Here is a 26,252-nt window from a genome sequence, read left to right as displayed (position 1 = left end):
CTAACAAAATCAAATCCTGATAACTCCAGTTAAATTAATAAAATTGATAATATTTACGGCGGTATTCAACCTGCTCATTAAGCAATTCCCCTCAATAATATTAATAACTGTCCTATTTCATATCGCTATCGAACCGGGTAATGCCCATCATTGCTAAAATGATAAGTCACCATTTATTCAGGCCCGGCGAATACATTTTTCTGGTAACCCGCGCTTGTATACAACAATTGTACCGATACCACAAAATTTCAGTCGCCGTTCTTAGCGGAACCCCTTAGGATGCAGACTGATTTTTATGGAGTTAGCTATGTTACTCACTGTCCTTTACATCATCGGTATCACGGCGGAAGCCATGACCGGAGCACTGGCCGCAGGACGTCGTAAGATGGACATGTTTGGCGTAATCATCATTGCTTCCGTTACAGCAATAGGCGGTGGCTCAGTGCGCGACATACTGCTGGGGCATTACCCGCTCGGTTGGGTGAAACACCCCGAATACATCATGATTGTTGCCGCCGCCGCCGTCATCACGACTTTCACAGCACCAGTGATGCCGCACCTCCGCAAGGTTTTTCTGATACTGGATGCACTAGGGCTCGCCGTATTTTCTATTATTGGTGCTCAGGTGGCGCTGGATATGGGGTATGCAGGGATTATTGCTGCGATCGGCGCGGTAGTTACCGGAGTGTTTGGTGGCGTACTGCGCGATATGTTTTGTAATCAAATCCCTCTGGTTTTCCAGAAAGAGATATATGCAGGTATCGCATTCGCTTCTGGCTGGGTTTACATCCTGCTGCTGAAAACCGCCCTGCCGCAGGAAACGGTTATCATCATCACCCTACTGACTGGGTTTATAGCCCGGCTACTGGCATTGCGCTTCAAACTGGGATTACCCGTGTTTAACTATCCGCACAACGACCATTAATTATCTTCCCTGCAAAGACAGAGCCACGGATGCTTCTAATACATCTATAAGTTGGCGTACTTCCTGCTGCCGGAGGTATGAGAAGATTTTCCGGGCCAGGGTTTGGCCTACTCCGGGCAACTGTTGCCAATCCTGTAGGCTATGTGACAGCAACTGTTGCCAGTTATCGTCCGTCAGCGTATTCATGGCCCGTTCCGGTATCGGCACGCCTAATGCTTTAACCCAGCGTTTAAAAGGGAGTTGGCGACTCAACCTGAACTGTTGCCAGAAAAAATGCGCCCTTTGTTCTCCGATGCCCGGCACGGCTTTTAACTGTTCCTCCGACAGAGCCAGCCAAGAGAATATATGCGTCATGCTGCCCGCTTGAATCAACTGCTGCCAGGTTTGCCGACCCGCGCCGCTAAGGTTAAGCACCGGCTTACTGCTAAGCCACTCCAGCCTTGCCAGAAACTGTTGACGGCATTGCGGAGTCAGGCGAAAACAGCTCAGGCTGTTAAAATGTGTGGCATCGGGAAGAGGGGGAAGGACGCGTTCTTTTACCCGCCATATAACCTTATCCATACGTGGAACGCCCAGCCCAGCCAGGCTGATACTCACCAGGTCTCCTGCTATCACATCGGTTTGTTTCCAATGTTCAATCGAACCTATGTTGACCCGGCTAACCCGTTTATCATCAAGCTGCACCGGCAGCAGATTCAAGACGGCATTAATACGGCCGGTACGACCGATGGCAAACTCAACTGACCGTACTTCGCTTGTCACTTCCGGTGGAGGATATTTCCAGGCAATAGCCCAGTCGCCCAGCTCAGGCAGCCAGTCAGTGCCTTGCCTTGTCGGAATGCTGTGAACAACAATGCCATCAGTGGCAAACGGTAAGGCCTGGTGAAACCAGCGTTCACGCCAGCCCTCAACCTCATCCACATTTTCTACCCGGTGGGTCCAGTTACTGATGTCAGGGAATCCCAGGGCGCGGATCCCCGTCAGGCGCTGGGCAATTGAGTTTGGTCCATCCGGCCATGCCCAAACAAATATTCCAACACGTTGCAGCATTGTCGAGGGAGCTTTCGCCATCAGCGCCCCCGCAACGATAGATCGCGCACTTTTCCCCCCATCGGTGGCCTGCTGATGATCGGTCATCTTGAGATACAGCTCCCCCTGAAAAACCTGCACTGCCGGGAAGCGTGGAATGGATTTTGGAATCGCGGGGATCTGACGGGCTTTTGCCGTCCAGTCCTCCCCCTTAACGCCATCTCCCCGGCTGATCATCTGCACCAGCCGGCCATCACGGTAGAGTAACGTCACTGCCACGCCATCCACCTTCGGTTGAATCCACAACCCGTCACGCTTTTCCATCCAGCGCGCCACGGCTGCTTTATCTGAAAGCTTTTTAACGCCCGTATGGGAGACAGGATGCAAAACTTTACCGTCAGTTTTGAGCAATGGCTGACGCAAATCGCTGGCAGGAGAAAAACAGCGCTGCCACTGTTGCAGTTTGCCGTGCAGGGTATCGTAGCGCTCATCAGGGATCTGGGATTCTCCACGCCGATAATAGGCGTCATCCCACTTTTTTAGCTGCGCCTCAAGTGCACTAATTTCTGCGTCAGCGCGTGAGGCAGACCAAACCGGGCACTGTGCCTGTACCAGGGTACTGAACATCCACACGACCAGAATGGCACATTTCATTTCTGCTTCTCCTGCACGTCATAACAATGGCAGGCAGTAAAGCGCAGCATATAAGGGTTAGCGAGAGGCAAAAGAGCATTTCTGAAGGCGGCTTCAGCACTTTTTATGCAAACCATGCCCGGCAGGCAAATATTTGTGTGGCGTTATCCAATTTCTGATAAATAAACCTGTCACAAGCCCTAAACGCTGCATGACGCGCTGCACCTGTGTATACTGTGCAGGAAGTAGACTCCGCTTTATTGGCATATCAAGAATAATCATGGCTCAAGGCACACTTTTTATTGTTTCCGCCCCCAGCGGTGCGGGTAAATCCAGCCTGATTCAGGCGCTGTTAAAAACGCAGCCGCTGTACGATACTCAGGTTTCCATCTCACACACCACGCGTGGGATAAGACCGGGTGAAAAACACGCTGAACACTATTATTTTGTCAACCACGACGAGTTCCGGGGCATGATTCGCGAAGAGGCTTTTCTTGAACATGCCGAAGTGTACGGAAACTATTACGGCACGTCACGTAAAGCCATTGAACAAGTTCTGGCAACCGGTGTTGATGTGTTCCTGGATATCGACTGGCAGGGTGCTAAACAGATACGGCAGAAAATGCCGGCAGCACGCAGTATCTTCGTACTTCCGCCGTCGAAGGACGAACTGGACCGTCGCCTGCGTGGCCGAGGTCAGGACAGCGAAGAAGTTATCACCAAACGTATGGCTCAGGCCGTTGCCGAAATGAGCCATTACGCAGAGTACGACTATCTGATCGTGAACGATGATTTCGACCTGGCACTGTCAGATCTGAAAACCATTATTCGCGCTGAGCGTCTGCGGATGGGCCGTCAAAAGGCCCGTCATGATGCTTTAATCAGCAAACTATTGGCAGACTGAGGACAACTCAGTATGATGCCCAGTCATTTCGTCACCACCCGTGGAGTATCACACTTATGGCACGCGTAACCGTACAGGACGCAGTAGAAAAAATTGGTAACCGTTTTGACCTGGTTCTGGTGGCAGCTCGTCGCGCACGTCAGATGCAGGTTGGTGGTAAAGATCCACTGGTTCCTGAAGAAAACGATAAATCTACCGTTATTGCACTGCGTGAAATCGAAGAAGGTCTGATCACCAATCAGATCCTCGACGTGCGCGATCGTCAGGAACAGCATGAGCAGGAAGCCGCAGAATTGCAGGCTGTTACCGCCATCGCTGAAGGCCGTCGTTAATTCTTTGTGAAGGCCAGCCTTGTATCTGTTTGAAAGCCTCAATCAGCTGATTGAAAAATACTTGCCTGAGGAGCAAATAAAGCGCCTCAAGCAAGCTTATCTTGTCGCCCGTGATGCTCACGAGGGACAGACACGCTCCAGCGGTGAGCCTTATATCACCCATCCGGTTGCGGTGGCGTGCATCCTCGCCGAGATGAAACTCGACCATGAAACGCTTATGGCGGCTCTGCTGCACGACGTTATCGAAGACACTCCCGCCACCTATCAGGATATGGAACAGCTGTTTGGTCAGACTGTTGCTGAACTGGTAGAAGGGGTTTCTAAACTTGATAAGCTGAAGTTCCGTGACAAAAAAGAAGCCCAGGCTGAAAACTTCCGCAAGATGATCATGGCAATGGTGCAGGACATTCGCGTCATTCTGATCAAGCTGGCTGACCGCACGCACAATATGCGTACTCTGGGCGCCCTGCGTCCGGATAAAAAACGCCGTATCGCCCTGGAAACGCTGGAGATTTACAGCCCACTGGCACACCGCCTGGGTATTCACCACCTGAAAACCGAGCTGGAAGAGCTGGGCTTTGAAGCCCTTTATCCGAACCGCTATCGTGTGATTAAGGAAGTGGTGAAAGCCGCGCGTGGCAACCGCAAAGAGATGATCCAGAAAATTCTCTCAGAAATAGACGGTCGTCTTGAAGAAGCCGGAATTACCCGCCGCGTCAGCGGTCGTGAGAAACATCTCTATTCGATCTACTGCAAAATGCATCTGAAAGAACAGCGCTTCCATTCGATTATGGATATTTACGCTTTTCGGGTGATTGTGCGTGATGTTGATACCTGCTACCGCGTGCTCGGCCAAATGCACAACCTGTATAAACCGCGTCCGGGCCGCGTGAAAGACTATATTGCCATTCCCAAAGCCAACGGCTATCAGTCGTTGCATACTTCCATGATCGGTCCACACGGTGTGCCGGTAGAAGTACAGATCCGTACTGAAGATATGGATCAAATGGCAGAAATGGGGGTGGCTGCGCACTGGGCTTATAAAGAACAGGGTGAGAGCGGGACCACGGCACAAATCCGTGCCCAGCGCTGGTTACAAAGCCTGCTGGAATTGCAGCAAAGCGCCGGCAGCTCGTTTGAATTTATTGAAAGTGTCAAATCCGATCTGTTTCCGGATGAAATTTACGTGTTCACCCCGGAAGGGCGCATCGTCGAACTGCCAGCTGGCGCCACGCCGGTGGACTTCGCCTATGCGGTTCATACCGACATTGGCCATGCCTGTGTCGGTGCACGCGTCGACCGCCAGCCCTACCCGCTGTCACAGGCGCTGACCAGCGGTCAGACGGTAGAAATCATTACCGCTCCGGGCGCGCGGCCGAACGCAGCTTGGCTGAACTTCGTCGTCAGTTCGAAAGCTCGCGCCAAGATCCGGCAGTTGCTGAAAAACCTCAAGCGTGATGACTCTGTTAGCCTCGGCCGACGCCTGCTTAACCATGCCCTGGGCGGCAGCCGTAAACTGGCCGAGATCCCGCCGACCAACGTGCAGCACGAACTTGAGCGCATGAAGCTGGCATCGCTTGACGACCTGCTGGCTGAAATTGGCCTTGGCAATGCCATGAGCGTGGTGGTGGCAAAAAATCTGCAACAAAATGAGCCAAGCGCTCCGGCAACCGGCCCTGCTCCCGCCGGTAGCTCACGCAGTAAGCTACCCATCAAGGGCGCAGACGGCGTCTTGATCACTTTCGCGAAATGCTGTCGCCCGATCCCCGGCGACCCGATTGTGGCGCACGTCAGTCCTGGCAAAGGCTTGGTGGTGCACCATGAATCCTGCCGTAATATTCGTGGCTACCAGAAAGAGCCAGAGAAATACATGGCGGTCGAGTGGGATAAGGTAACGGAGCAGGAATTTGTTGCCGAAATCAAGGTCGATATGTTTAACCATCAGGGTGCACTGGCCAATCTGACAGCGGCGATCAACACCGCTGGCTCTAATATTCAGAGCCTGAACACTGAAGAAAAAGATGGCCGGGTTTACTGCGCCTTTATCCGTCTGACCGCTCGCGACCGCGTTCATCTGGCTAATATCATGCGTAAAATCCGTGTGATGCCGGATGTGATTAAAGTGCACCGTAACCGCAATTAAGGAATGAGGCAGGGGCGCCCTTGTCTTAGCCATCCCCGCGACAGCCGGTCACTCAGTCGCTAGCGTCATTATTCATTTTAGGGAGCCTGTTTTCGCATGAATGCACAACGTTATGCCCGCATCCGCGCAATGCTTGCCGCCCGTCAGCACGATTTAACGGTCTGCATGGAGCAGGTACACAAGCCTCATAACGTTTCTGCGGTGATCCGTACCGCCGATGCCGTCGGTGTGCATGAAGTTCACGCCGTCTGGCCGGGCAGCCGTATGCGTACCATGGTCTCCGCCGCCGCCGGTAGTAACAGCTGGGTTCAGGTGAAAACCCACCGCTCCATTGCCGAGGCCGTAGCCTGCCTGAAAGGCCAGAACATGCAGATTCTGGCCACCCATCTCTCTGATAAAGCGGTTGATTTCCGCGAAATCGACTACACCCGCCCGACCTGTATTCTGATGGGGCAGGAAAAAACCGGCATTACCCGCGAAGCGCTCGACCTGGCCGATGGCGACATTATTATTCCGATGATCGGCATGGTGCAGTCACTGAATGTTTCCGTTGCCTCAGCCCTGATCCTCTATGAAGCCCAGCGCCAGCGGCAAAATGCCGGCATGTATCTGCGTGAAGAAAGCACGCTGGAATACAGCGAACAGCAGCGTCTGTTGTTCGAAGGCGGCTATCCGGTGCTGGCTCGCGTTGCGAAACATAAAGGGTTGCCCTACCCTGAAATTAACGATCGCGGTGAGGTAGTTGCCGACCCTGAATGGTGGGCAACCATGCAATCTAAGGCACGTAAATAATGCAGGGCCGCCTGCTGGATGCAGTGCCGCTCAACACGCTATCCGGCGTGGGAGCGAGCCAGGCGACAAAGCTGGCAAAACTCGGTTTGGTAACGGTACAGGATCTGCTGCTGCATCTGCCGCTGCGCTACGAAGATCGTACCCAGCTTTACGCGATCAACAACCTGCTGCCGGGCATTTACGCCACGGTTGAAGGGGAAGTGCTGCACAGCGATATCTCATTTGGCCGCCGCCGTATGCTGACCTGCCAGATAGGTGATGGCACCGGCACGCTGACGCTGCGTTTTTTTAACTTCAATGCCGGGATGAAAAACAGCCTTGCGGTGGGTCGACGCGTAACTGCTTACGGCGAGATAAAACGTGGTCAGCGTGGTGCCGAGATCATTCATCCTGAATACAAGGTTCAGGGAGAACATAGCGTCACCGGGTTGCAGGAGACGTTGACGCCGGTCTATTCCACCACTGAAGGCGTACGCCAGGCAACATTACGCAATCTGACCGATCAGGCATTAACCCTGCTCGATACCTGTGCCATTGCCGAGCTGCTGCCGCCGCAGTTAAGCGGGGGATTAATCAGCCTGCCCGATGCCCTGCGCACCCTGCATCGCCCGCCGCCCGATATAGCTCTGGCCGATCTCAACAGCGGAACGCATCCGGCGCAGCGCCGTCTGATTATGGAAGAACTGCTGGCGCATAACCTCAGCATGCTTGCGGTACGCGCCGGCGCCCAGCGTTATCACGCATTGCCGATGTCGCCCCGCCATGAGTTAAGCGATCGGCTGCTTACCGCGCTGCCTTTCCGCCCTACCGCCGCACAGCAGAGGGTGGTACGCGAAATTGAAAACGATCTGGCCCATGATTATCCGATGATGCGCCTGGTGCAGGGCGATGTGGGTTCCGGTAAAACGCTGGTCGCGGCGCTGACGGCGTTAAACGTTATTGCCTGGGGCAAGCAGGTCGCGCTGATGGCACCGACCGAACTACTGGCCGAGCAGCATGCCAATAATTTCCGCCAGTGGTTCGCGCCGCTGGGGCTGGAAGTCGGCTGGCTGGCTGGGAAGCAGAAGGGTAAGGCTCGCCTGGCGCAGCAGGAGGCGATTGCCAGCGGCCAGGTATCGATGATTGTCGGTACCCACGCTATTTTCCAGCAGCAGGTACAGTTTAACGGTCTGGCACTGGTGATTATTGATGAGCAGCACCGTTTTGGCGTCCACCAGCGTCTGGCGCTATGGGAAAAAGGCGAGGAGCAGGGGTTTCATTCTCATCAGCTGATTATGACCGCCACGCCGATCCCACGCACGCTGGCAATGACCGCCTACGCCGACCTTGATACATCCACTATCGACGAGCTGCCTCCGGGACGTACCCCGGTGACCACCGTGGCCATCCCTGATACGCGGCGTGCGGATATCATTACCCGCGTAAAAGACGCCTGCGGCAGTGAAGGCCGCCAGGCTTACTGGGTGTGCACGCTGATCGAAGAGTCCGAACTGCTGGAGGCTCAGGCAGCCCAGGCCACCTGGGAAGAGCTGCAACTGGCGCTGCCGGAACTGACTATCGGGCTGGTACACGGCCGCATGAAGCCAGCTGAAAAGCAGGCGGTGATGCAGGCTTTTAAGCAGGGTGAAATCCACCTGCTGATCGCTACCACGGTGATTGAGGTCGGGGTTGATGTGCCGAATGCCAGCCTGATGATTATCGAGAATCCCGAACGCCTTGGACTGGCACAGCTGCATCAGCTACGCGGGCGCGTGGGTCGTGGCGCGGTGGCTTCCCATTGTGTGCTGCTGTACAAGTCTCCATTGAGTAAAACGGCGCAGAAGCGCCTGCAGGTGCTGCGCGACAGCAACGACGGCTTTGTGATCGCCCAGTGTGACCTGGAAATCCGTGGTCCAGGTGAACTGCTGGGCACGCGTCAGACCGGCAATGCCGAATTCCGGGTGGCCGACCTGCTGCGCGACCAGGCGCTAATCCCGGAGGTTCAGCGCGTGGCGCGCCATATCCACCAGCACTATCCCGAACAGGCCGTGGCGCTGATTGAACGCTGGCTGCCGGAAACCGAGCGTTATACCAATGCTTAATTTGCATCGTCACTGACTCATCCCTCTTATTACGACATCCGCTGGCTGAGTCGGCGGCGGGATGTCGCCTGCCTGTTCGTTAAATCTCTTTCCCGGTTATCATTGGCCGAGCCTGGTGCCAACGTCTGAACTTGTCTTGCGTACCGGCTACCAACCCTATGCAGGCCGGCAAGTAGCAAACGATTGCTTTTACGCTAAAGAAGACTAAAATCGCCTCTTTATTGCCGTTGGGAAGCCTGTGAATGACCGTTGAAACCCGGGATGTCGCCGCCGCACCGCACTCTGTCACTGCGGGTAAAAGCGAGCTGATTTATCGTCTTGGAGACCGCCCGCCGCTGCCTCAAACCCTGTTTGCCGCCTGCCAGCATCTGCTGGCGATGTTTGTCGCCGTGATCACGCCCGCGCTTCTTATCTGTCAGGCACTCGGGTTGCCCGCACAGGATACGCAGCACGTCATCAGCATGTCCCTGTTTGCCTCCGGCGTGGCGTCGATCCTGCAGATTAAAACCTGGGGGCCGGTGGGTTCCGGGCTGCTGTCGATTCAGGGCACCAGTTTTAACTTTGTCACGCCGCTGATTATGGGCGGGCTGGCGCTGAAAAATGGCGGAGCCGACGTACCGACCATGATGGCCGCGCTGTTTGGCACGCTAATGCTGGCCTCTTGTACCGAGATGGCGCTGTCCCGGGTGCTGCACCTCGCCCGTCGCGTTATCACCCCACTGGTTTCCGGTATTGTGGTGATGATCATCGGTCTGTCGCTGATTCAGGTTGGACTGACCTCCATCGGCGGTGGCTTTGCCGCAATGAGCGATCACACTTTCGGCGCACCGAAAAACCTGCTGCTGGCGGGGGCAGTGCTGGCGGTGATTATTGTGCTCAACCGCCAGCGTAACCCGTACCTGCGCGTCGCCTCACTGGTGATTGCCATGGCAACAGGTTATCTGTTGGCCTGGGTGATGGGAATGCTGCCGGAAAATACCGCACCATCCAACAGCGCGCTAATCACCATCCCGACGCCATTTTATTACGGGCTGGGCATCGACTGGAACCTGTTAATCCCGCTGATGCTGGTATTTATGGTGACCTCGCTGGAAACCATTGGCGATATCACCGCCACCTCTGACGTTTCCGAGCAGCCGGTCAGCGGCCCGCTGTATATGAAGCGGCTGAAAGGCGGCGTACTGGCTAATGGGCTGAACTCCTGTGTCTCTGCACTGTTTAATACTTTTCCCAACTCCTGTTTTGGTCAGAATAACGGCGTGATCCAGCTCACCGGCGTTGCCAGCCGCTACGTGGGTTTTGTTGTAGCGCTGATGCTGATTGCGCTGGGGCTGTTCCCGGCGGTGAGTGGTTTTGTGCAGCATATTCCTGAGCCGGTTCTCGGCGGGGCGACCATTGTGATGTTCGGTACTATCGCCGCTTCAGGCGTACGCATCGTCTCGCGTGAGCCGCTGAACCGTCGGGCGATGATGATCATCGCACTGTCGCTGGCTGTCGGCCTCGGTGTTTCCCAGCAGCCGCTGATTTTGCAGTTTGCGCCGGACTGGCTGAAAACGTTGCTCTCTTCCGGCATCGCCGCCGGCGGTATCACCGCCATTATTCTGAATCTGGTGTTTCCCCTCGAAAAATAAGCCTATTCCTGGCATAACTGACGGGCGGGCGAATAATTTTCGTCCGCCCGTCGTTGCAGGTTGAGCTACAGCGATAAATCGGGCATAACAAGCCATTACCAGAATTCATAGGGATGGATACGATGAAGTTTCTCGGCAACGTTTTGCTCACGCTGTTACTGCTCCTGTTGGTGGTGGCTCTGGGCCTTTATCTGCTACTGCAAACCCATTGGGGGGCGGGATGGATTAGCCGCCAGATCGGGGAAAACAGCGACTATCAGCTGTCGTTCAGTAAAGTGGAGCATAAATTCTCCAGTCCCGGTCATCTGATCCTGAATGACGTCTCCTTTGCCCGCAAAGGCCAACCCGCCTCACTGGTAGCACAACACGTCGACCTTGGGCTGGGGATGAAACAGTTCAGCCATCCGCTGCACTTTGCCAGTATCCAGCTCGACAGAGGTACGTTAAATCTTAGTACTCATCGCCCCCCTTTCTCATTGCAGGCTGACCGACTTCAGCTTAGCCAGATGGCGCTAATCCGCAATCTGGCTAACTGGCCGTTACAGGCACAACGTGTCGACGGCGGTATTACGCCGTGGAAACCTGAAAAGGATGATGTGCTGGGCCAAAACGCCAGTTTCCAGCTTAGCGCCGGTGCGCTGACGCTGGACGGCATCCCGGCCGCTAACGTACTGATTCAGGGCAGCATCAAAGATCGGCAGTTAGTACTGAGTAATTTGGGTGCCGATATGGCATTGGGATCGGTCACCGCCAGCGCCCGGCGTGATGCACAGGGAAGCTGGCAGGTAGCAAGCCTGCACCTTAACCGCATCCGCCTGCAAAGTGATAAGTCCCTGGGTGAATTTCTGCAACCCTTGCGCTCGCTGCCGCCAGTGCATATTGCACGTATGGACGTGACGGATGCGCGGCTGGAAGGGAAAGACTGGGCGGTCACCGATCTCGATCTGGTACTGAAAGACCTGGCGCTGCGCGATGGCGACTGGCAAAGCGATAATGGCACGCTGGTGCTGAACGCCAACACGGTTGTCAACGGCAGCATGCAGCTTGACGACCCGATCGCCCGGATGACCTTCTCGGCACAGGGTATAGCCCTGAACCAGTTCAGTACCCGCTGGGTAAACGGCCTGGTGCGTACTCAGGGTAACTGGACGCGCAACGATAAGAAGCTAACGCTGGATGAACTGGTGGTGGCAGGACTGGAGTACACCCTGCCTCTCAACTGGCGCGAGCGCTGGATGCAGGCACTGCCTTCATGGCTGGATAGCGTGCAGGTTAGCAAACTCAGCGCCAGCCATAATCTGATTATCGATGTCAGCCCGGACTTTCCGTTTCAGATGACGGCGCTGGACGGCACGGGCAGCAACCTGCTGATGGCGCGCCATGGTCAATGGGGCATCTGGTCAGGAGATCTGAGCGTTAACGCCGCCGAAGCCACCTTTAATCGCGTCGATCTGCGCCATCCATCGCTGGCTCTGACGGCCACCGACAGCAGCATCAATGTGACAGAAATGAGTGCTTCCAGCGCTGAAGGGATGCTGGAGGGGCAGGCAACAGTGGGTCAGCAGCCTCTGCGCTCGCTGTCGCTGACCCTGCGCGGCCGCCAGGTCGCACCCAATCTGCTACATGACTGGGGATGGCCACAGGTGCCGCTGACGGACGCCGCCAATATGCAGTTAAACATTCAGGGCAGCCTGCAGGCCGGAAAGGCGCTAAAACCCGGCGTCAACGGCACGCTTGACGTCACCGCTGGCGGTCGCTCGGTTCGGCAGACCATGACAGCAGGTCAGGTTGTCAGCGCGCAGTAGCTCGTCGAACGGGGCGTAATCCACCACGCCCTGCTTCGCAAGCTTGCATCGGTAAGGTATAGTCCGTTTTTTTCGGAGGAACTATGCTGACCAACCCATCTATTCGTCTTAACAAATACATCGGCGAGAGCGGTATCTGCTCGCGTCGGGATGCCGACCGTTACATCGAACAGGGCAACGTTTTTATCAACGGCAAACGTGCTTCTGTGGGCGATCGGGTATTTGCCGGAGACGTGGTGAAAGTGAACGGTCAGCTTATAGAGCCGCGTAATGAAGAAGATTTGGTGGTTATCGCCCTGAATAAACCGGTGGGTATTATCAGCACTACGGAAGAAGGTGAGCGCGATAACATCGTTGATTTTGTTAATCACAGCAAGCGCGTTTTCCCTATCGGACGTCTGGATAAAGACTCACAGGGGCTGATTTTCCTCACCAACCACGGCGATCTGGTGAACAAAATCCTGCGCGCCGGCAACGATCATGAGAAAGAATACCTGGTGACCGTGAATAAGCCGGTCACCGAGGAGTTTATTCGCGGCCTCGGTGCCGGTGTTCCGATGCTGGGCACGGTGACCAAAAAATGCAAAGTTAAGAAAGAGTCGACGTTTGTTTTTCGCATCACGCTGGTGCAGGGGCTTAATCGCCAGATCCGCCGTATGAGCGAGCACTTTGGTTATGAAGTCAGCAAACTTGAGCGTACGCGCATCATGAACGTCAGTCTGAAGGGGCTACCGCCGGGGGAGTGGCGTGATTTAACTGATGATGAGCTGATCGAGCTGTTTAAACTGATTGAGAACTCATCGTCCGAGGACGGCACAGCGAAAAAAACCAAACCAAAGGCCACCACCGCTAAAAAACCTGCCGCCAGTGGTGCAAAAGGCGGCGCGAAGGCGACCGGCAACGCTAACCCCGCACCGCGTAAACGTTTTGCCCAGCCCGGGCGTAAAAAGAAAGGGCGCTGAAACAGCCTTAAACACCGCAGCCCCCCTCTTCCAGCGGCCCGTCAGGATCGGCGGGCAGCACGATGTAAACCCCTTCAAATACCGCGCCGCACTCTTCGTTGCCAAACAGCTGAACTTCCAGCTTCACCCTGGCTTTGCGCCCACGCGCCAGGCGGTCGAGATCGCCACTGAGCGAACCCAGGTTGGCCACCGCCCCCGGTTTGCCGCTGATGGGTTTGCTGTAACGAATATGGGCATCGGCCAGAATAATGGTGCCGCCAAGCTGGCGCTCGCGCAGCAGCAGCCAGATCAGCCCCCAGCCGGTTAAGGTTGCCAGCGAGAATAAGCTGCCGGCAAACAGCGTATGGTGGGGATTCTGGTTGCCGGTTTCCGGCATGGTGGTGGCAAATTTCTGCCCGGTATATTGCAGGATGCGCACGCCCATCTTTTCACTGAGCGGAATATGCTGATACCACGCCTGCTGAAGCTGACCACACCAGTCGGCACGATGCAGAATATCGTCCAGCGTCACCACCGGTTTGATCATCAGGAAATGGCGTACCGGCGTGGTTTGCGGGGCGGTGATCTCTCCCTGATTGAAGTAGCCGAGTTTTGCAAAGAAGTCGACGGCATCTTCACGCGCGCTGCACACCACGCGTTTTACGCCTTCCTGACGGGCAACGGATTCAAGCGTCATCGCCACCAGCGTTCCCAGCCCTTTACCCTGCACGGCAGGATGCACGGCGAGGAAACGGATCGCCGCTTCGTTATCGGCATTGATATACAGCCGCCCGATGGCTACCGGGTCGCCCTGCTCGTCAACCACCATTTGATGGTGCGCCAGCGCATCCCAGGCATCACGTTCTGACCCCATCGGCTGATGTAACGGCTTGCGCAGCATTTCCCAACGGAATAGGTAGTAGATATCCAGCTCTTCTGCGGTTTCTGGTACGCGAAGGTGATACATAAAAGGGTTCTCTTTGTCTGAGCCAGTCAGGCTATTCCTTTGCCGCTCTGCCAGCTGTTTCAAACCTGCAGCCAGAAGGTCACGGGGCCATCATTGATTAGCGCCACTGTCATATCAGCAGCAAAGCGACCGGTTTCGGTGGTGACACCTTTTTCACGGCAGCAGGCGGCAAAATAGTCGTACAGTTTTTCTGCATCTGCCGGAGCGGCACCGCCGGAGAAGCTCGGCCGCATGCCTTTTTTGGTATCGGCCGCCAGCGTGAACTGCGACACCACCAGCACGCTGCCTCCCGCCTGCAGCACGTTCAGATTCATTTTGTCGTCTTCGTCAGCAAAAATACGATAGCCGAGCACTTTATCTGCTAATTTACGCGCACTTTCGGGGGAATCCCCTTTTTCCACACCCAGCAAAATCAGCAGCCCCGCTCCGATCTCGCCGATGGTTTCACCCGCGACTGCCACGCTGGCCTGCCGCGCCCGTTGTATTAAAGCAATCATGAACCCTCATTTTCTCTTTCTTGTTCTTCTTGCTTCAGCCGGCGATAGTCAGCCAGCGTAGCGGTAATTTCCGCTCCCAGCAACACGATACACCACGTCCAGTAAATCCATATGAAAAGAATGGGTACTGCCGCCAGCACGCCATAAATCAGCTGGTAGGAAGGAAACAGGGTGATATACAGCGCGAAGCCCTTTTTCCCCAGCTCGAACAAAACACCGCCGACTATCGCACCGACCAGCGCATCACGCCCCGCTACCGGAGTGGTCGGTACCAGACTGTACAACAGCCAGAAGGAGAGGCAGGAAAGCAGCAGCGGGAATATCCGCAGCACTATATCCACCAGCCCGCTCACGCCGCCGATCGTCGCCCAGTGCAGCGATAGCAGGTAGGAGCTAATGGCCAGACTGGCCCCCGCCAGCAGCGGCCCCAGCGTCAGGATCATCCAGTACACCGCCAGCGAGTAAACCAGCGAACGTTTCACTTTGCTACGCCAGATGGTATTCAGCGCCGAGTCAATCGAGTACATCAGCAGCAGTGCGGTTACCACCAGCCCCCCCACCCCCACCGCCGTCATCTTACTGACGTTGGCAACGAACTGTTCCAGGTAGTTTTGCACCGTGGTTCCGGCCGCCGGAACAAAGTTGTTAATAACAAAGTTTTTTAACTGCACGCTGACGTCCGAGAACATCGGAAATGCGGAAAAAAGGGCAAAAACCACGGCAATAAGCGGCACCAGCGACAGCAGCGAGACATAGGCCAGGTGCCCGGCCAGCACGGTCATCGCATCTTCGTCGATACGCTGGCATAGCAGCTTTATCCATGCGCAAAATGCCCGTAACCGGTGCAAAAAATGATTGAGCGGGCGCATATTTTACCGGCGTTCGTCGGGCATGCGGTCGGCAAAGAACGCCGGGATCACGCGGTCATCGGTAATATGCAGGCTGTGGATCCCCAGCGCACGCGCTGCCTCAATGTTCTCTGGATTGTCGTCGAAGAAAATAGCTTCTTCCGCCGACGTCTCCTCTTCATTGAGCAAACGCTGATAAATGGCCGGATCGGGCTTACGCAGCCCCATCTCCTGTGATACGTAGATTTTATCGGCAGCCGCCTGTACTTCCGGGTACTGTGAAGGCCAGAACTGGCAGTGCAGGCGATTGGTATTGGAGAGGATAACCACCCGGTCCCCCTGCTCACGCAGCTGGTGCATAATGGCAATGACTTCAGGGCGTACGCCGACAAATACCGCCTGCCAGCCGGCAGCAAACTGCTCATAGCTTAGCGGCAGCTCCAGCTCGTCACATATTTGCCGGGCGAATTCCTCATCACTGATTTCACCGCGTTCGTGCTGGTAAAAGCTCTCACCCATCTGGAAACGGCTTTGCAGCGTGGCCAAAGGCACACGGCCTAAATCGCTCCAGACACCCAGCACCCGGTTGAAATCAATATCAACAATGACATTACCTAAATCAAAGATATACAGCATGGTCACTCCCTTGTGTTGCGCTAAGTTATTCACTCTAACGGTAAAACGGAAGGCTGAACAGGTGGGAGAATTGAAAACTGCAGGGCAGTTGCAGGGTCAGAGAAGTTCCGACCCTGAAGAACGCGCGACTTTAGCCGTCATCATTCAGGATGCAGAGGCCTGGCCTTGCTGCATCCTGAAACCGACGAGTCAACGGCGGATTAAGCTTCTTTAGGACCACGACTTGCACGTTTGCGGTCGTTTTCCGTCAGGTGACGTTTACGAATACGCACCGACTGAGGCGTCACTTCAACCAGTTCATCATCATCGATGAATTCCAGAGCCTGCTCCAGAGACATCTTGATAGCCGGAACCAGCGTGGTAGCTTCATCAGTACCTGAAGCACGCATGTTGGTCAGCTTCTTACCGGTCAGGCAGTTCACCGTCAGGTCGTTAGAACGTGAGTGAATACCGATAATCTGGCCTTCATACACTTCAGCACCGTGGCCAAGGAACAGCTTGCCGCGATCCTGCAGGCTGAACAGGGCGAAAGCAACCGCTTTACCCTGGCCGTTAGAGATCAGCACGCCGTTCTGACGCTGGCCGATTTCACCAGCACGCACGTCATCATAGTGGCTGAACGTGGAGTACAGCAGGCCGGTACCAGAAGTCATGGTCATGAACTCGGTACGGAAGCCGATCAGGCCACGCGCCGGGATCAGGTAGTCAAGACGAATACGGCCTTTGCCGTCAGGGATCATGTCTTTCACATCCCCCTTACGCTCGCCCATTGCCTGCATCACAGAACCCTGGTGCTGTTCTTCGATATCCAGCGTCACGTTCTCGAATGGCTCTTGCATACGGCCATCGATTTTACGGTTGATTACTTTAGGACGTGAAACGGCGATTTCGAAGCCTTCACGACGCATGTTTTCAATCAGAACCGACAGGTGCAGTTCACCACGGCCCGATACGCGGAACGCATCAGAGTCTTCGGTTTCTTCAACGCGCAGCGCCACGTTGTGTACCAGCTCTTTGTTCAGACGGTCAAGGATCTGACGCGAAGTCACAAACTTACCTTCTTTACCGCAGAACGGAGAGGTGTTGACGTTGAAGTACATGGTCACGGTAGGTTCATCAACGCTCAGTGCCGGCAGCGCTTCCACATTCTGCGGATCGCAGATGGTGTCAGAGATGTTCAGTTCGCCCAGACCGGTAATTGCGATGATATCGCCCGCTTCCGCTTCGGTCGCGTCGATACGCTCCAGGCCCAGGTGGGTCAGAACTTTACCGACTTTACCGTTGCGGGTTTTGCCTTCGCTGTCGACGATAGTGACCTGCTGGTTAGGCTTCACTTTACCGCGCTTGATGCGGCCGATACCGATAACACCAACGTAGTTGTTGTAATCCAGCTGAGAGATCTGCATCTGGAAAGGTGCTTCCATCTCAACCTGCGGTGGCGACACATGTTTGACGATCGCTTCGTACAGCGGAGTCATGTCTTCCGCCATATCGCTGTGGTCCAGACCGGCGATACCGTTCAGGGCAGAGGCGTAGATCACCGGGAAGTCGAGCTGCTCGTCGGTGGCATCCAGGTTGACGAACAGGTCAAATACCTGGTCAACAACCCAGTCCGGACGCGCGCCCGGACGGTCAACTTTGTTGATGACCACGATCGGCTTCAGACCATTAGCAAAGGCTTTTTTGGTCACGAAACGGGTTTGCGGCATCGGGCCATCCATTGCATCCACAACCAGCAGCACCGAGTCAACCATTGACATCACACGCTCTACCTCACCGCCGAAGTCGGCGTGTCCAGGGGTATCAACGATGTTGATGCGATAGTCATTCCATTTAATGGCGGTGTTTTTTGCGAGGATGGTAATCCCACGCTCTTTCTCCAAATCGTTGGAGTCCATTACGCGTTCGGTTGCTTCGGTGCGGGCATCAAAGGTCCCGGACTGCTGTAGCAACTTATCAACCAGGGTAGTTTTACCATGGTCAACGTGGGCAATAATGGCGATGTTACGCAAATTTTCGATCACAGCTTTGCCTCAGGCATTAGAAATAGCGCGCTATTGTACACGGATTAATCGAAGGACTGAACAAGTTCGAAGACTTCATATAAAGATAACTGTCCGGATGGTTCTTGCACCCATTGCCAGTGCAAAGATTGCACGGGAATGTTGCCATTGCACCAAAATGGTGACCATTTACCACTCAACAGCACCAGGATGGTGCGCGACTTCCATCATGGTGCATTCCCCGTCTGACGAGAGGGCGCATCATAGCGCCTTTTGCGTAAAATAAAAAAGTTGGCATAGATTTCGCAAATACCCTACTAAGCGAAAAATGCCCTTTTCCACACGGTTGCCAGCTTGTCAGAGATCTTTATTATCGGAAGTAGCGCGGCAAATGCACAGCGCACCGTGGAAGTTCTCTAACCACGACGACAATGAAAAAATCCAGGAGAGTTAAGTATGTCCGCTGAACACGTTCTGTCGATGATGAACGAACACGAAGTCAAATTTGTTGACCTGCGTTTCACCGATACCAAAGGCAAAGAGCAGCACGTAACTATTCCTGCTCACCAGGTTAATGCTGACTTCTTCGAAGAAGGCAAAATGTTTGACGGCTCCTCGATTGGTGGCTGGAAGGGTATTAACGAATCCGACATGGTTCTGATGCCGGATGCCACCACCGCTGTCCTTGACCCGTTCTTTGAAGATTCCACTCTGATCGTTCGTTGTGACATCCTTGAGCCAGGCACTATGCAGGGCTACGACCGCGATCCACGCTCCATCGCCAAACGCGCTGAAGATTTTCTGCGCTCTTCCGGCATCGCCGACACCGTGCTGTTTGGACCAGAACCGGAGTTCTTCCTGTTCGACGATATCCGTTTCGGCAGCAGCACTTCCGGCTCCCATGTGGCTATCGATGATATCGAAGCCTGCTGGAACACCGGCAAAGAATACGAAGGCGGCAACAAAGGCCACCGTCCGGGTCTGAAAGGCGGATACTTCCCGGTTCCTCCGGTCGATTCATCGCAGGATATCCGTTCTGCCATGTGTCTGACGATGGAACAGATGGGCCTGGTGGTTGAAGCTCACCACCACGAAGTGGCGACGGCAGGTCAGAATGAAGTGGCTACCCGCTTCAATACCATGACCAAAAAAGCTGACGAAATTCAGATCTACAAATATGTGGTACACAACGTGGCTCACGCCTACGGCAAAACCGCAACCTTTATGCCTAAGCCCATGTTCGGCGATAACGGCTCCGGTATGCACTGCCACATGTCACTGTCTAAAGGCGGTACTAACCTGTTCGCCGGCGACAAATACGGCGGCCTGTCTGAAACTGCCCTGTTCTACATCGGTGGGGTAATCAAACACGCTAAAGCGATCAATGCGCTGGCCAACCCGACCACCAACTCCTACAAGCGTCTGGTTCCCGGCTACGAAGCGCCGGTTATGCTGGCTTACTCTGCGCGTAACCGTTCCGCGTCTATCCGTATTCCGGTTGTTGCCAGCCCGAAAGCACGCCGTATTGAAGCGCGCTTCCCTGACCCGGCGGCAAACCCGTACCTGTGCTTCGCGGCACTGCTAATGGCTGGCCTGGACGGCATCATCAACAAGATCCACCCGGGCGATGCGATGGACAAAAACCTGTACGATCTGCCGCCGGAAGAAGAAGCGGAGATCCCAAAAGTTGCTGGATCTCTGGACGAAGCCCTGGCCGCTCTGAACGAAGACCGTGAGTTCCTGACGCGTGGTGGTGTGTTCACCGACGACGCTATCGAAGCTTATATCGAGCTGCGTAAAGCGGAGATGGAGCGCGTGCGCATGACTCCGCACCCGGTGGAGTTCGAACTGTACTACAGCGTTTAATTTTGTTATCCGGCGAATTTCATCTCGCAGCTGGGGTATGAAGGACGCCGGGTATATGTTGCCGTGGAAACTTTCAGCCCATCTCCGGATGGGTTTTTTTCACCGCAAATTTATCGTTCAGCAGGACGATTTCAGCTGACGCGGCTATAATGCACTAAATTGGTGCAAAAGAAGTTCAGGAGAATGCTGTATGGCAACTGGCACGCTGCCCGATGCTGGGCAGATTCTCAATTCGCTGATCAACAGTATTTTGCTGGTCGATGGCGAGCTGGTGATTCATTACGCCAACCCCGCCGCACAGCAGTTGCTGGCGCAGAGTTCCCGCAAGCTGTTTGGTACGCCACTGCCGGAACTGATGGGGTATTTTTCCCTGAATATTGAGGTGATGCTCGAAAGTCTGGACGCCGGACAGGGCTTCACCGACAGCGAAGTCACCCTGGTGGTGGACAGCCGCGCGCACATTATGTCGCTAACCGCACAGCGCCTGCCTGATGGGCTTATTTTGCTGGAAATGGCGCCGATGGATAATCAGCGCCGGTTGAGCCAGGAACAGCTGCAGCACGCGCAACAGGTGGCAGCGCGTGACTTAGTGCGCGGTCTGGCACATGAGATCAAGAACCCGCTGGGCGGGCTACGTGGCGCAGCACAACTGTTGGCCAAAGCCCTGCCCGATCCGGCGCTGACCGAATACACCAAAGTGATCATTGAACAGGCAGACCGCCTGCGCAATCTGGTCGACCGTCTGCTGGGGCCGCAGCAGCCGGGAATGCACATTACCCAAAGCATTCATCAGGTGGCCGAACGGGTGGTTAATCTGGTTTCGATGGAACTGCCTGATAATGTGTCACTGGTTCGCGACTACGATCCGAGCCTGCCAGAGCTTCCTCATGACCCGGATCAAATCGAACAGGTTCTGCTCAACATCGTACGCAACGCGCTGCAGGCGTTGGGCGCAGAGGGCGGAACCATTACATTACGTACCCGCACGGCCTTCCAGCTGACGCTGCACGGCACACGTTACCGCCTGGTGGCACGCATCGATATTGAAGACGACGGTCCCGGCATTCCGGCGCAGCTGCAGGATACGCTGTTTTACCCGATGGTGAGCGGCCGCGAAGGCGGTACAGGATTAGGACTGTCCATTGCCCGCAGCTTGATCGATCAGCATTCGGGGAAAATAGAGTTCAACAGTTGGCCCGGACACACGGAATTTTCAGTTTACTTGCCTATTCGCCAGTGAGGTTTCTATGCAACGAGGGATAGTTTGGATCGTCGATGACGATAGCTCCATCCGCTGGGTGCTTGAGCGTGCGCTCACTGGAGCTGGTTTACAGTGCGCGGCGTTTGAGAGCGCAAACGAGGTGCTGGAAGCCCTTGCGACAAAAACCCCGGACGTTTTACTGTCTGATATTCGCATGCCCGGCATGGATGGGCTGGCGCTGCTGAAACAGATTAAGCAACGCCACCCCATGCTGCCGGTGATTATCATGACCGCGCATTCTGACCTTGATGCGGCGGTCAGTGCCTATCAACAGGGTGCGTTTGATTATCTGCCAAAACCGTTTGATATTGATGAAGCGGTGGCGCTGGTGGAACGTGCCATCAGCCACTATCAGGAGCAGCAGCAGCCACGCAATCAGTCGGTGAGCGGCCCGACAACCGATATCATCGGTGAAGCACCGGCCATGCAGGATGTGTTCCGCATTATCGGACGCCTGTCACGCTCTTCCATTAGCGTGCTGATCAATGGCGAATCCGGCACCGGTAAAGAGCTGGTGGCCCATGCCCTGCATCGCCACAGTCCGCGTGCCAAAGCGCCCTTTATAGCGCTGAATATGGCCGCAATCCCGAAAGACCTGATCGAGTCAGAGCTGTTTGGTCATGAAAAAGGGGCGTTTACCGGGGCAAATCAGATCCGTCAGGGGCGTTTCGAACAGGCCGACGGCGGCACGCTGTTCCTTGATGAAATCGGCGATATGCCGCTGGATGTTCAGACCCGTCTGCTGCGCGTGCTGGCGGATGGCCAGTTCTATCGTGTCGGCGGCTATGCGCCGGTCAAAGTGGATGTCCGTATTATCGCCGCTACCCACCAGAATCTGGAACGGCGAGTACAGGAGGGGAAATTCCGTGAGGATTTATTCCACCGTCTGAACGTGATCCGCGTGCATTTACCGCCGCTGCGCGAACGCCGGGAAGATATTCCACGGCTGGCCGGATATTTCTTGCAGGTCGCCGCACGCGAGCTGGGGGTGGAAGCCAAAATCCTGCACCCGGAGACCGAAACCGCGCTGACGCGCCTGCACTGGTCCGGTAACGTGCGCCAGCTGGAGAACACCTGTCGCTGGCTGACGGTGATGGCTGCCGGTCAGGAAGTGCTGATCCAGGATCTGCCGCCGGAGCTGTTTGAGACCGCGACGCCCGAAAACCCGGCGCAGTCGCTGCCGGACAGCTGGGTCACGCTGCTGGCGCAGTGGGCCGACAGGGCATTGCGTTCCGGTCATCAAAATCTGTTATCCGAGGCGCAGCCGGAGCTGGAGCGCACGCTGCTGACCACCGCGCTGCGCCATACTCAGGGCCATAAGCAGGAAGCGGCTCGGCTGCTCGGCTGGGGGCGTAATACTCTGACGCGCAAGCTGAAAGAGTTAGGGATGGAATAGTCCCCTTTTGGACGATGAAAAGGCGGCACGGTGACCTACCGGAGCCGCCTTTTCTTTTTCTATTCAGATAACCCTTGAGAATCGTGCACCAGACGTTTTCTGACGCAGATAGCGGTCGAAGCACATGCAGATATTCCTGATCAACAATCGTCCCTTAGCGGTGACGACAAGCGCGTTATCATGGCATTCCACCAGCCCGTCGGCGATCAGCGGCTGTAGCTGTGCCAGATCCTGCGCAAAGTAGTCGCGGAAGCGAATTCCCCAGCGCGTCTCAATGCTTTTAAATGACAGGGAAAAATGACAAATCAGGCGCTTAATCACATCGCTACGCAGACAGTCATCTTCCGTCAGCTGTAAACCACGCCACAGCGCCGTGTTGCTGGCGTGTATTTGCGCATAATAGTGCTTCAGCTCCTTGTGATTCTGCGCATAACTGTCCCCAAGCCGGCTTATCGCCGATACGCCCATTCCCAACAAATCGCAGTTGCCCTGAGTGGTGTAACCCTGAAAGTTGCGATGCAGTTCGCCCGCACGCTGCGCTACCGCCAGCTCGTCGTCCCGGCGGGCAAAGTGATCCATGCCTATAAACTGGTAATCCTGTGCCGTCAGGGTAGCAATGGTCTGTTGCAGAATCGCTAACTTCTGCTGTGCGTCCGGTAGCTCGGCCTCACGGATTTTGCGCTGGGCAGCGAACAGTGCGGGCATATGGGCATAGTTAAATACGCTCAGCCTGTCAGGATTCAGCTCGGCCACTTTCTGCAAGGTAAAGGCAAAGCTTTCCGGCGTTTGTGCTGGCAAACCATAAATCAGGTCAATATTGGTGGAAATAAACCCCAGCTGACGCGCACGGGCTACCAGAGCGAAGATCGTCTCCTCATCCTGCACCCGGTTCACCTTTTCCTGCACCTGCTTATTAAAGTCCTGCACCCCCATGCTCAGGCGGTTAAACCCCTCAGCACGCAGATGATCTAATACATCCAGCTCAATTTCTCGCGGGTCAACCTCAATCGATATCTCCGCCGTATCGCTAAAATGAAAATGCTGACGCAGACACGCCATCAGGCGGCCGATCTGCTCTTTATTGAGGAAGGTTGGCGTGCCGCCGCCCCAGTGCATCTGACTGACGGTACGCTGTTGAAATAACCGGGCGCGGGCGGCAATTTCCAGCATCAGTGCGGCAAGATAGTCATCGGCTTTATGCTGCTGACGCGTCACCTGCTTGTTACAGCCGCAGAAATAGCAAAGGCGATGGCAGAACGGAATATGCAAATAGAGTGACAGCGGGCGTTCAGGATAACGCAGCGCAGCCTGCAAAAAGGCCTGCTCATCGTAATTCTGATGGAACTCCAGCGCGGTCGGATAAGAAGTGTAGCGTGGGCCGGATAGGTTGTATTTCTCGATCAGTGGAAGATCCCACTCTGTCGTCTGTATCTGCATGCTCACTGGCCTTATCTGCGTGGTGGTGCAGATCGCCGCGTCACAGCAAGCTGCTGGCTGACGATCCGGCCGCGCAGCCGGGTTTTCAGCCGCGATAGCCGTTGTAGTTTAACCAACATTCCGCCCAGCCAGCACGGCAGAATCAGCGCAATCATTGATCCAGGCCAAATCATTGCCAGATATCGAGAAAAGTTAAGGCTGCGCGAAAATGCGCTGCCTGAGTCACGACAGAAAACGGCGGTATTAGCCGGAGTATCAATGATTACCTTTCAGCAGACGATACATGTCTTCTTCCGCCTGTTCGTCGTCGGCGGCGTCATCATCCAGCGCAATACCTAATTGCTCCATCAGCGCATCAATACGGTCAAGCGACTGATCCAGCCAGGCCTGATCTTCTGCTGACAGGGTCTCGCCATTTTCCAGACGGTCAAGCAACGCATCCAGACGTGGGTCATTTTCCAGCATCGCCAGCTCTTCTTCCGGCGACAGACGCGGTTTTTTCGCCACCGCCGGTTTAGCCGCTTTAACCGGCTTAGTGGGGACAATATCCGCACCCAGTGCAATCGCCTTCTTACTCCCGATGCGTGGGTCTTTAGCGGGTTTGCTCTTATCGCCCTTCTGGCTCCCGGTGACCGGATTAGCCCGGCTACCGGAGGTATTGCCGCTGTGCTTTTTGTCGCGTTTGCGATCGCGTGCTTCCTGGTTGATTTCTTCACGAGTTTTGCGTTTCACTCGTGATGCCGGTTTCTTATCCTGGGGCGTGCGTGCAGGCTGCTTCATGGTTTCTGCTCTCAGACTTTTATATTCAGTATAGAATTGCGGCGGAATCTAGCAGAAAGCAGAGCAAGAAAAAAGGCGGCAGGTCATCCTGTCGCCTTTTTTTGCACCTTCCGCAGAAGGACTGACATTTTCAGCATCCTTTTTAGCAACCAGTATCCCTGTTTTCCATTGCCCAGGCTGTGACTTACCACTCCGGGTAAACTTCCCTATCCCTGTCGCGTAGGCCTGTACACATTTCCTGCCCGGCCCGTGGTCGTCCTGATACTCCCTGGGCGCTTCATCCTGAAGTGAAATATCCTGCTTCTGCGTTTAAATATAAACGAACCTGTCAGCCTCACGACATAGAGGCAGTGTTTTCCACTTTCTTCTTTAAGAGGTTATCTCATAAGCATATGATAATAATCAAAAAAAATAACCTTCCCGGAGTAAATAACAGAGAGTGCTGGCAGCAAAAATAGTCAATGTCTTACAACCGTAAAGCAGGCGGGTGTCTTACCGGGCGCTTTGCAGCCATACAGGGTATAATCAGCCCAATTGCCCTTTTTATCTGGAGTATCTACATTGTCTGGCTGGAATTATCACCTCACCCATTTTGTCACCAGCGCCCCCGATATTCGCCATTTGCCTGCCGATACCGGCATTGAGGTTGCTTTTGCCGGGCGTTCGAACGCGGGGAAATCCAGTGCGTTAAATACGCTGACGAATCAGAGAAGCCTTGCACGTACCAGTAAAACACCGGGGCGCACGCAGCTGATTAACCTGTTTCAGGTTGCTGAAGGCTACCGTCTGGTCGACCTGCCTGGCTATGGCTATGCCGAAGTTCCGGAAGAGACAAAGCTGAAGTGGCAGCGTTCTCTGGCGGAGTATCTGCACGACCGCCACTGCCTTAAAGGACTGGTGGTTCTGATGGACATTCGCCACCCGTTGAAAGAGCTGGACAGACAAATGGTCTTGTGGGCCGTGCAGAGCGGGAGAGAAGTGCTGGTGCTGTTGACCAAAGCCGACAAACTGGCGTCCGGCGCGCGCAAAGCACAGTTGAATGCAGTAAGGGAAGAGGCTAAAACCTTCCTGGGTACGGTAGAGGTTGAACTGTTTTCATCGTTGAAGAAAATTGGCGTCGACAAACTGAGCCAGAAGCTGGACAGCTGGTATCGCGATCTTCCTCCGGCGACCGAAGAAAACGCGGTCTGACCTGAAGCCAGGTGTCTGGCGTTAGCCGCGAGCGGCAAATGCGTAAAACACGCAAGCGTTTATCATGCAGTAACTGAGATGACCGGGCGCGGCCGGCACGCAGAAATCCAGACGACAGGCAATAAAAAACGCCCCAGTCATGACGACTGGGGCG

General features: G+C 55.0%; 21 protein-coding genes. 13 read left to right on the top strand and 8 right to left on the bottom strand.

Annotated features, from left to right (window positions below; all coding sequences use genetic code 11):
• Nucleotides 1-307: 307 nt before the first annotated feature.
• Complete coding sequence (locus EPYR_RS00250) at nt 308-925, top strand: trimeric intracellular cation channel family protein (protein ID WP_012666436.1); 618 nt, start codon at nt 308-310, stop codon at nt 923-925.
• Here the strand turns inward: EPYR_RS00250 and ligB are convergent, their stop codons facing one another.
• The gene (gene ligB / locus EPYR_RS00245; RefSeq protein WP_012666435.1) at nt 926-2,608 is read right to left on the bottom strand and encodes an NAD-dependent DNA ligase LigB; all 1,683 of its coding nucleotides are present in this window, start codon (nt 2,606-2,608) and stop codon (nt 926-928) included.
• Nucleotides 2,609-2,867: 259 nt separating this feature from the next.
• Between ligB and gmk the strand changes: the two genes are divergently transcribed.
• From gmk to rluF, 8 genes are all read left to right on the top strand, one after another.
• On the top strand, nt 2,868-3,491 hold the full coding sequence (gene gmk, locus EPYR_RS00240; protein ID WP_012666434.1) for a guanylate kinase: 624 nt from the start codon (nt 2,868-2,870) through the stop codon (nt 3,489-3,491).
• Nucleotides 3,492-3,547: 56 nt separating this feature from the next.
• Nucleotides 3,548-3,823 (top strand): DNA-directed RNA polymerase subunit omega, encoded by a 276-nt coding sequence (rpoZ, locus tag EPYR_RS00235; RefSeq protein ID WP_004154766.1) that lies wholly within the window; start codon nt 3,548-3,550, stop codon nt 3,821-3,823.
• A gap of 19 nt (nt 3,824-3,842) precedes the next feature.
• Entirely contained in the window at nt 3,843-5,966 is a 2,124-nt protein-coding gene (gene spoT / locus EPYR_RS00230; RefSeq protein WP_012666433.1) for a bifunctional GTP diphosphokinase/guanosine-3',5'-bis pyrophosphate 3'-pyrophosphohydrolase, read from the top strand.
• A gap of 96 nt (nt 5,967-6,062) precedes the next feature.
• A complete protein-coding gene (gene trmH, locus EPYR_RS00225) occupies nt 6,063-6,758 on the top strand; it encodes a tRNA (guanosine(18)-2'-O)-methyltransferase TrmH (protein ID WP_012666432.1) in 696 nt (231 codons plus the stop codon).
• Nucleotides 6,758-8,839 (top strand): ATP-dependent DNA helicase RecG, encoded by a 2,082-nt coding sequence (gene recG / locus EPYR_RS00220; RefSeq protein ID WP_012666431.1) that lies wholly within the window; start codon nt 6,758-6,760, stop codon nt 8,837-8,839. The genes trmH and recG overlap by 1 nt, the downstream gene beginning before the upstream one ends.
• Before the next feature lie 242 nt (nt 8,840-9,081).
• Entirely contained in the window at nt 9,082-10,470 is a 1,389-nt protein-coding gene (locus EPYR_RS00215; RefSeq protein ID WP_012666430.1) for a nucleobase:cation symporter-2 family protein, read from the top strand.
• 122 nt (nt 10,471-10,592) lie between these two features.
• Entirely contained in the window at nt 10,593-12,275 is a 1,683-nt protein-coding gene (locus EPYR_RS00210) for an AsmA family protein (RefSeq protein WP_014538414.1), read from the top strand.
• A gap of 83 nt (nt 12,276-12,358) precedes the next feature.
• Nucleotides 12,359-13,237 carry a 23S rRNA pseudouridine(2604) synthase RluF gene (gene rluF / locus EPYR_RS00205; RefSeq protein WP_012666428.1) on the top strand — a complete coding sequence of 293 codons (879 nt, stop codon included), beginning with the start codon at nt 12,359-12,361 and terminating at the stop codon, nt 13,235-13,237.
• A gap of 7 nt (nt 13,238-13,244) precedes the next feature.
• Here the strand turns inward: rluF and fabY are convergent, their stop codons facing one another.
• The 5 genes from fabY to typA form a co-directional block, all read right to left on the bottom strand.
• Nucleotides 13,245-14,183: a fatty acid biosynthesis protein FabY gene (gene fabY, locus EPYR_RS00200; RefSeq protein ID WP_014538413.1), complete on the bottom strand. Its 939-nt coding sequence runs from the start codon at nt 14,181-14,183 to the stop codon at nt 13,245-13,247.
• Nucleotides 14,184-14,242: 59 nt separating this feature from the next.
• Nucleotides 14,243-14,680: a D-aminoacyl-tRNA deacylase gene (dtd, locus tag EPYR_RS00195; protein WP_012666426.1), complete on the bottom strand. Its 438-nt coding sequence runs from the start codon at nt 14,678-14,680 to the stop codon at nt 14,243-14,245.
• Nucleotides 14,677-15,549 (bottom strand): virulence factor BrkB family protein, encoded by an 873-nt coding sequence (locus EPYR_RS00190; protein WP_012666425.1) that lies wholly within the window; start codon nt 15,547-15,549, stop codon nt 14,677-14,679. The genes dtd and EPYR_RS00190 overlap by 4 nt, the downstream gene beginning before the upstream one ends.
• 3 nt (nt 15,550-15,552) lie before the next feature.
• Nucleotides 15,553-16,164, bottom strand: coding sequence for a glucose-1-phosphatase (yihX, locus tag EPYR_RS00185; protein ID WP_012666424.1), 612 nt, complete (start codon nt 16,162-16,164; stop codon nt 15,553-15,555).
• Nucleotides 16,165-16,364: 200 nt separating this feature from the next.
• The gene (gene typA, locus EPYR_RS00175; protein WP_012666423.1) at nt 16,365-18,188 is read right to left on the bottom strand and encodes a ribosome-dependent GTPase TypA; all 1,824 of its coding nucleotides are present in this window, start codon (nt 18,186-18,188) and stop codon (nt 16,365-16,367) included.
• 435 nt (nt 18,189-18,623) lie between these two features.
• On the opposite strand from typA, the gene glnA reads away from it, so the two are divergent.
• From glnA to glnG, 3 genes are all read left to right on the top strand, one after another.
• Complete coding sequence (gene glnA / locus EPYR_RS00170) at nt 18,624-20,033, top strand: glutamate--ammonia ligase (RefSeq protein WP_012666422.1); 1,410 nt, start codon at nt 18,624-18,626, stop codon at nt 20,031-20,033.
• Between the two features lie 190 nt (nt 20,034-20,223).
• Entirely contained in the window at nt 20,224-21,273 is a 1,050-nt protein-coding gene (glnL, locus tag EPYR_RS00165) for a nitrogen regulation protein NR(II) (RefSeq protein ID WP_012666421.1), read from the top strand.
• A gap of 7 nt (nt 21,274-21,280) precedes the next feature.
• Entirely contained in the window at nt 21,281-22,690 is a 1,410-nt protein-coding gene (glnG, locus tag EPYR_RS00160; RefSeq protein ID WP_012666420.1) for a nitrogen regulation protein NR(I), read from the top strand.
• Between the two features lie 63 nt (nt 22,691-22,753).
• Here glnG and hemN read toward each other — a convergent pair whose 3' ends face one another.
• Together hemN and yihI are read right to left on the bottom strand one after the other, a co-directional pair.
• Nucleotides 22,754-24,127, bottom strand: a complete 1,374-nt coding sequence (gene hemN, locus EPYR_RS00155; RefSeq protein ID WP_012666419.1) for an oxygen-independent coproporphyrinogen III oxidase — start codon at nt 24,125-24,127, stop codon at nt 22,754-22,756.
• A 255-nt stretch (nt 24,128-24,382) separates the two neighbouring features.
• On the bottom strand, nt 24,383-24,907 hold the full coding sequence (yihI, locus tag EPYR_RS00150; RefSeq protein WP_012666418.1) for a Der GTPase-activating protein YihI: 525 nt from the start codon (nt 24,905-24,907) through the stop codon (nt 24,383-24,385).
• Nucleotides 24,908-25,468: 561 nt separating this feature from the next.
• Here yihI and yihA point away from each other — a divergent pair.
• Nucleotides 25,469-26,098: a ribosome biogenesis GTP-binding protein YihA/YsxC gene (gene yihA / locus EPYR_RS00145; RefSeq protein WP_012666417.1), complete on the top strand. Its 630-nt coding sequence runs from the start codon at nt 25,469-25,471 to the stop codon at nt 26,096-26,098.
• Nucleotides 26,099-26,252 lie beyond the last annotated feature (154 nt).

Origin of the sequence: Erwinia pyrifoliae DSM 12163 (assembly GCF_000026985.1) — a bacterium.
Classification (GTDB): Bacteria; Pseudomonadota; Gammaproteobacteria; order Enterobacterales; family Enterobacteriaceae; genus Erwinia; species Erwinia pyrifoliae.
Note: the sequence above shows the minus strand (reverse complement) of the source record. Positions and strands in the feature narration are given on the sequence as shown.

Coding starts and splice junctions, on each gene's coding strand:
- EPYR_RS00250 (WP_012666436.1), top strand. CDS start 308: ATGTTACTCACTGTCCTTTACATCATCGGTATCACGGCGGAAGCCATG.
- ligB (WP_012666435.1), bottom strand. CDS start 2,608: ATGAAATGTGCCATTCTGGTCGTGTGGATGTTCAGTACCCTGGTACAG.
- gmk (WP_012666434.1), top strand. CDS start 2,868: ATGGCTCAAGGCACACTTTTTATTGTTTCCGCCCCCAGCGGTGCGGGT.
- rpoZ (WP_004154766.1), top strand. CDS start 3,548: ATGGCACGCGTAACCGTACAGGACGCAGTAGAAAAAATTGGTAACCGT.
- trmH (WP_012666432.1), top strand. CDS start 6,063: ATGAATGCACAACGTTATGCCCGCATCCGCGCAATGCTTGCCGCCCGT.
- recG (WP_012666431.1), top strand. CDS start 6,758: ATGCAGGGCCGCCTGCTGGATGCAGTGCCGCTCAACACGCTATCCGGC.
- EPYR_RS00215 (WP_012666430.1), top strand. CDS start 9,082: ATGACCGTTGAAACCCGGGATGTCGCCGCCGCACCGCACTCTGTCACT.
- EPYR_RS00210 (WP_014538414.1), top strand. CDS start 10,593: ATGAAGTTTCTCGGCAACGTTTTGCTCACGCTGTTACTGCTCCTGTTG.
- rluF (WP_012666428.1), top strand. CDS start 12,359: ATGCTGACCAACCCATCTATTCGTCTTAACAAATACATCGGCGAGAGC.
- fabY (WP_014538413.1), bottom strand. CDS start 14,183: ATGTATCACCTTCGCGTACCAGAAACCGCAGAAGAGCTGGATATCTAC.
- dtd (WP_012666426.1), bottom strand. CDS start 14,680: ATGATTGCTTTAATACAACGGGCGCGGCAGGCCAGCGTGGCAGTCGCG.
- EPYR_RS00190 (WP_012666425.1), bottom strand. CDS start 15,549: ATGCGCCCGCTCAATCATTTTTTGCACCGGTTACGGGCATTTTGCGCA.
- yihX (WP_012666424.1), bottom strand. CDS start 16,164: ATGCTGTATATCTTTGATTTAGGTAATGTCATTGTTGATATTGATTTC.
- glnA (WP_012666422.1), top strand. CDS start 18,624: ATGTCCGCTGAACACGTTCTGTCGATGATGAACGAACACGAAGTCAAA.
- glnL (WP_012666421.1), top strand. CDS start 20,224: ATGGCAACTGGCACGCTGCCCGATGCTGGGCAGATTCTCAATTCGCTG.
- glnG (WP_012666420.1), top strand. CDS start 21,281: ATGCAACGAGGGATAGTTTGGATCGTCGATGACGATAGCTCCATCCGC.
- hemN (WP_012666419.1), bottom strand. CDS start 24,127: ATGCAGATACAGACGACAGAGTGGGATCTTCCACTGATCGAGAAATAC.
- yihI (WP_012666418.1), bottom strand. CDS start 24,907: ATGAAGCAGCCTGCACGCACGCCCCAGGATAAGAAACCGGCATCACGA.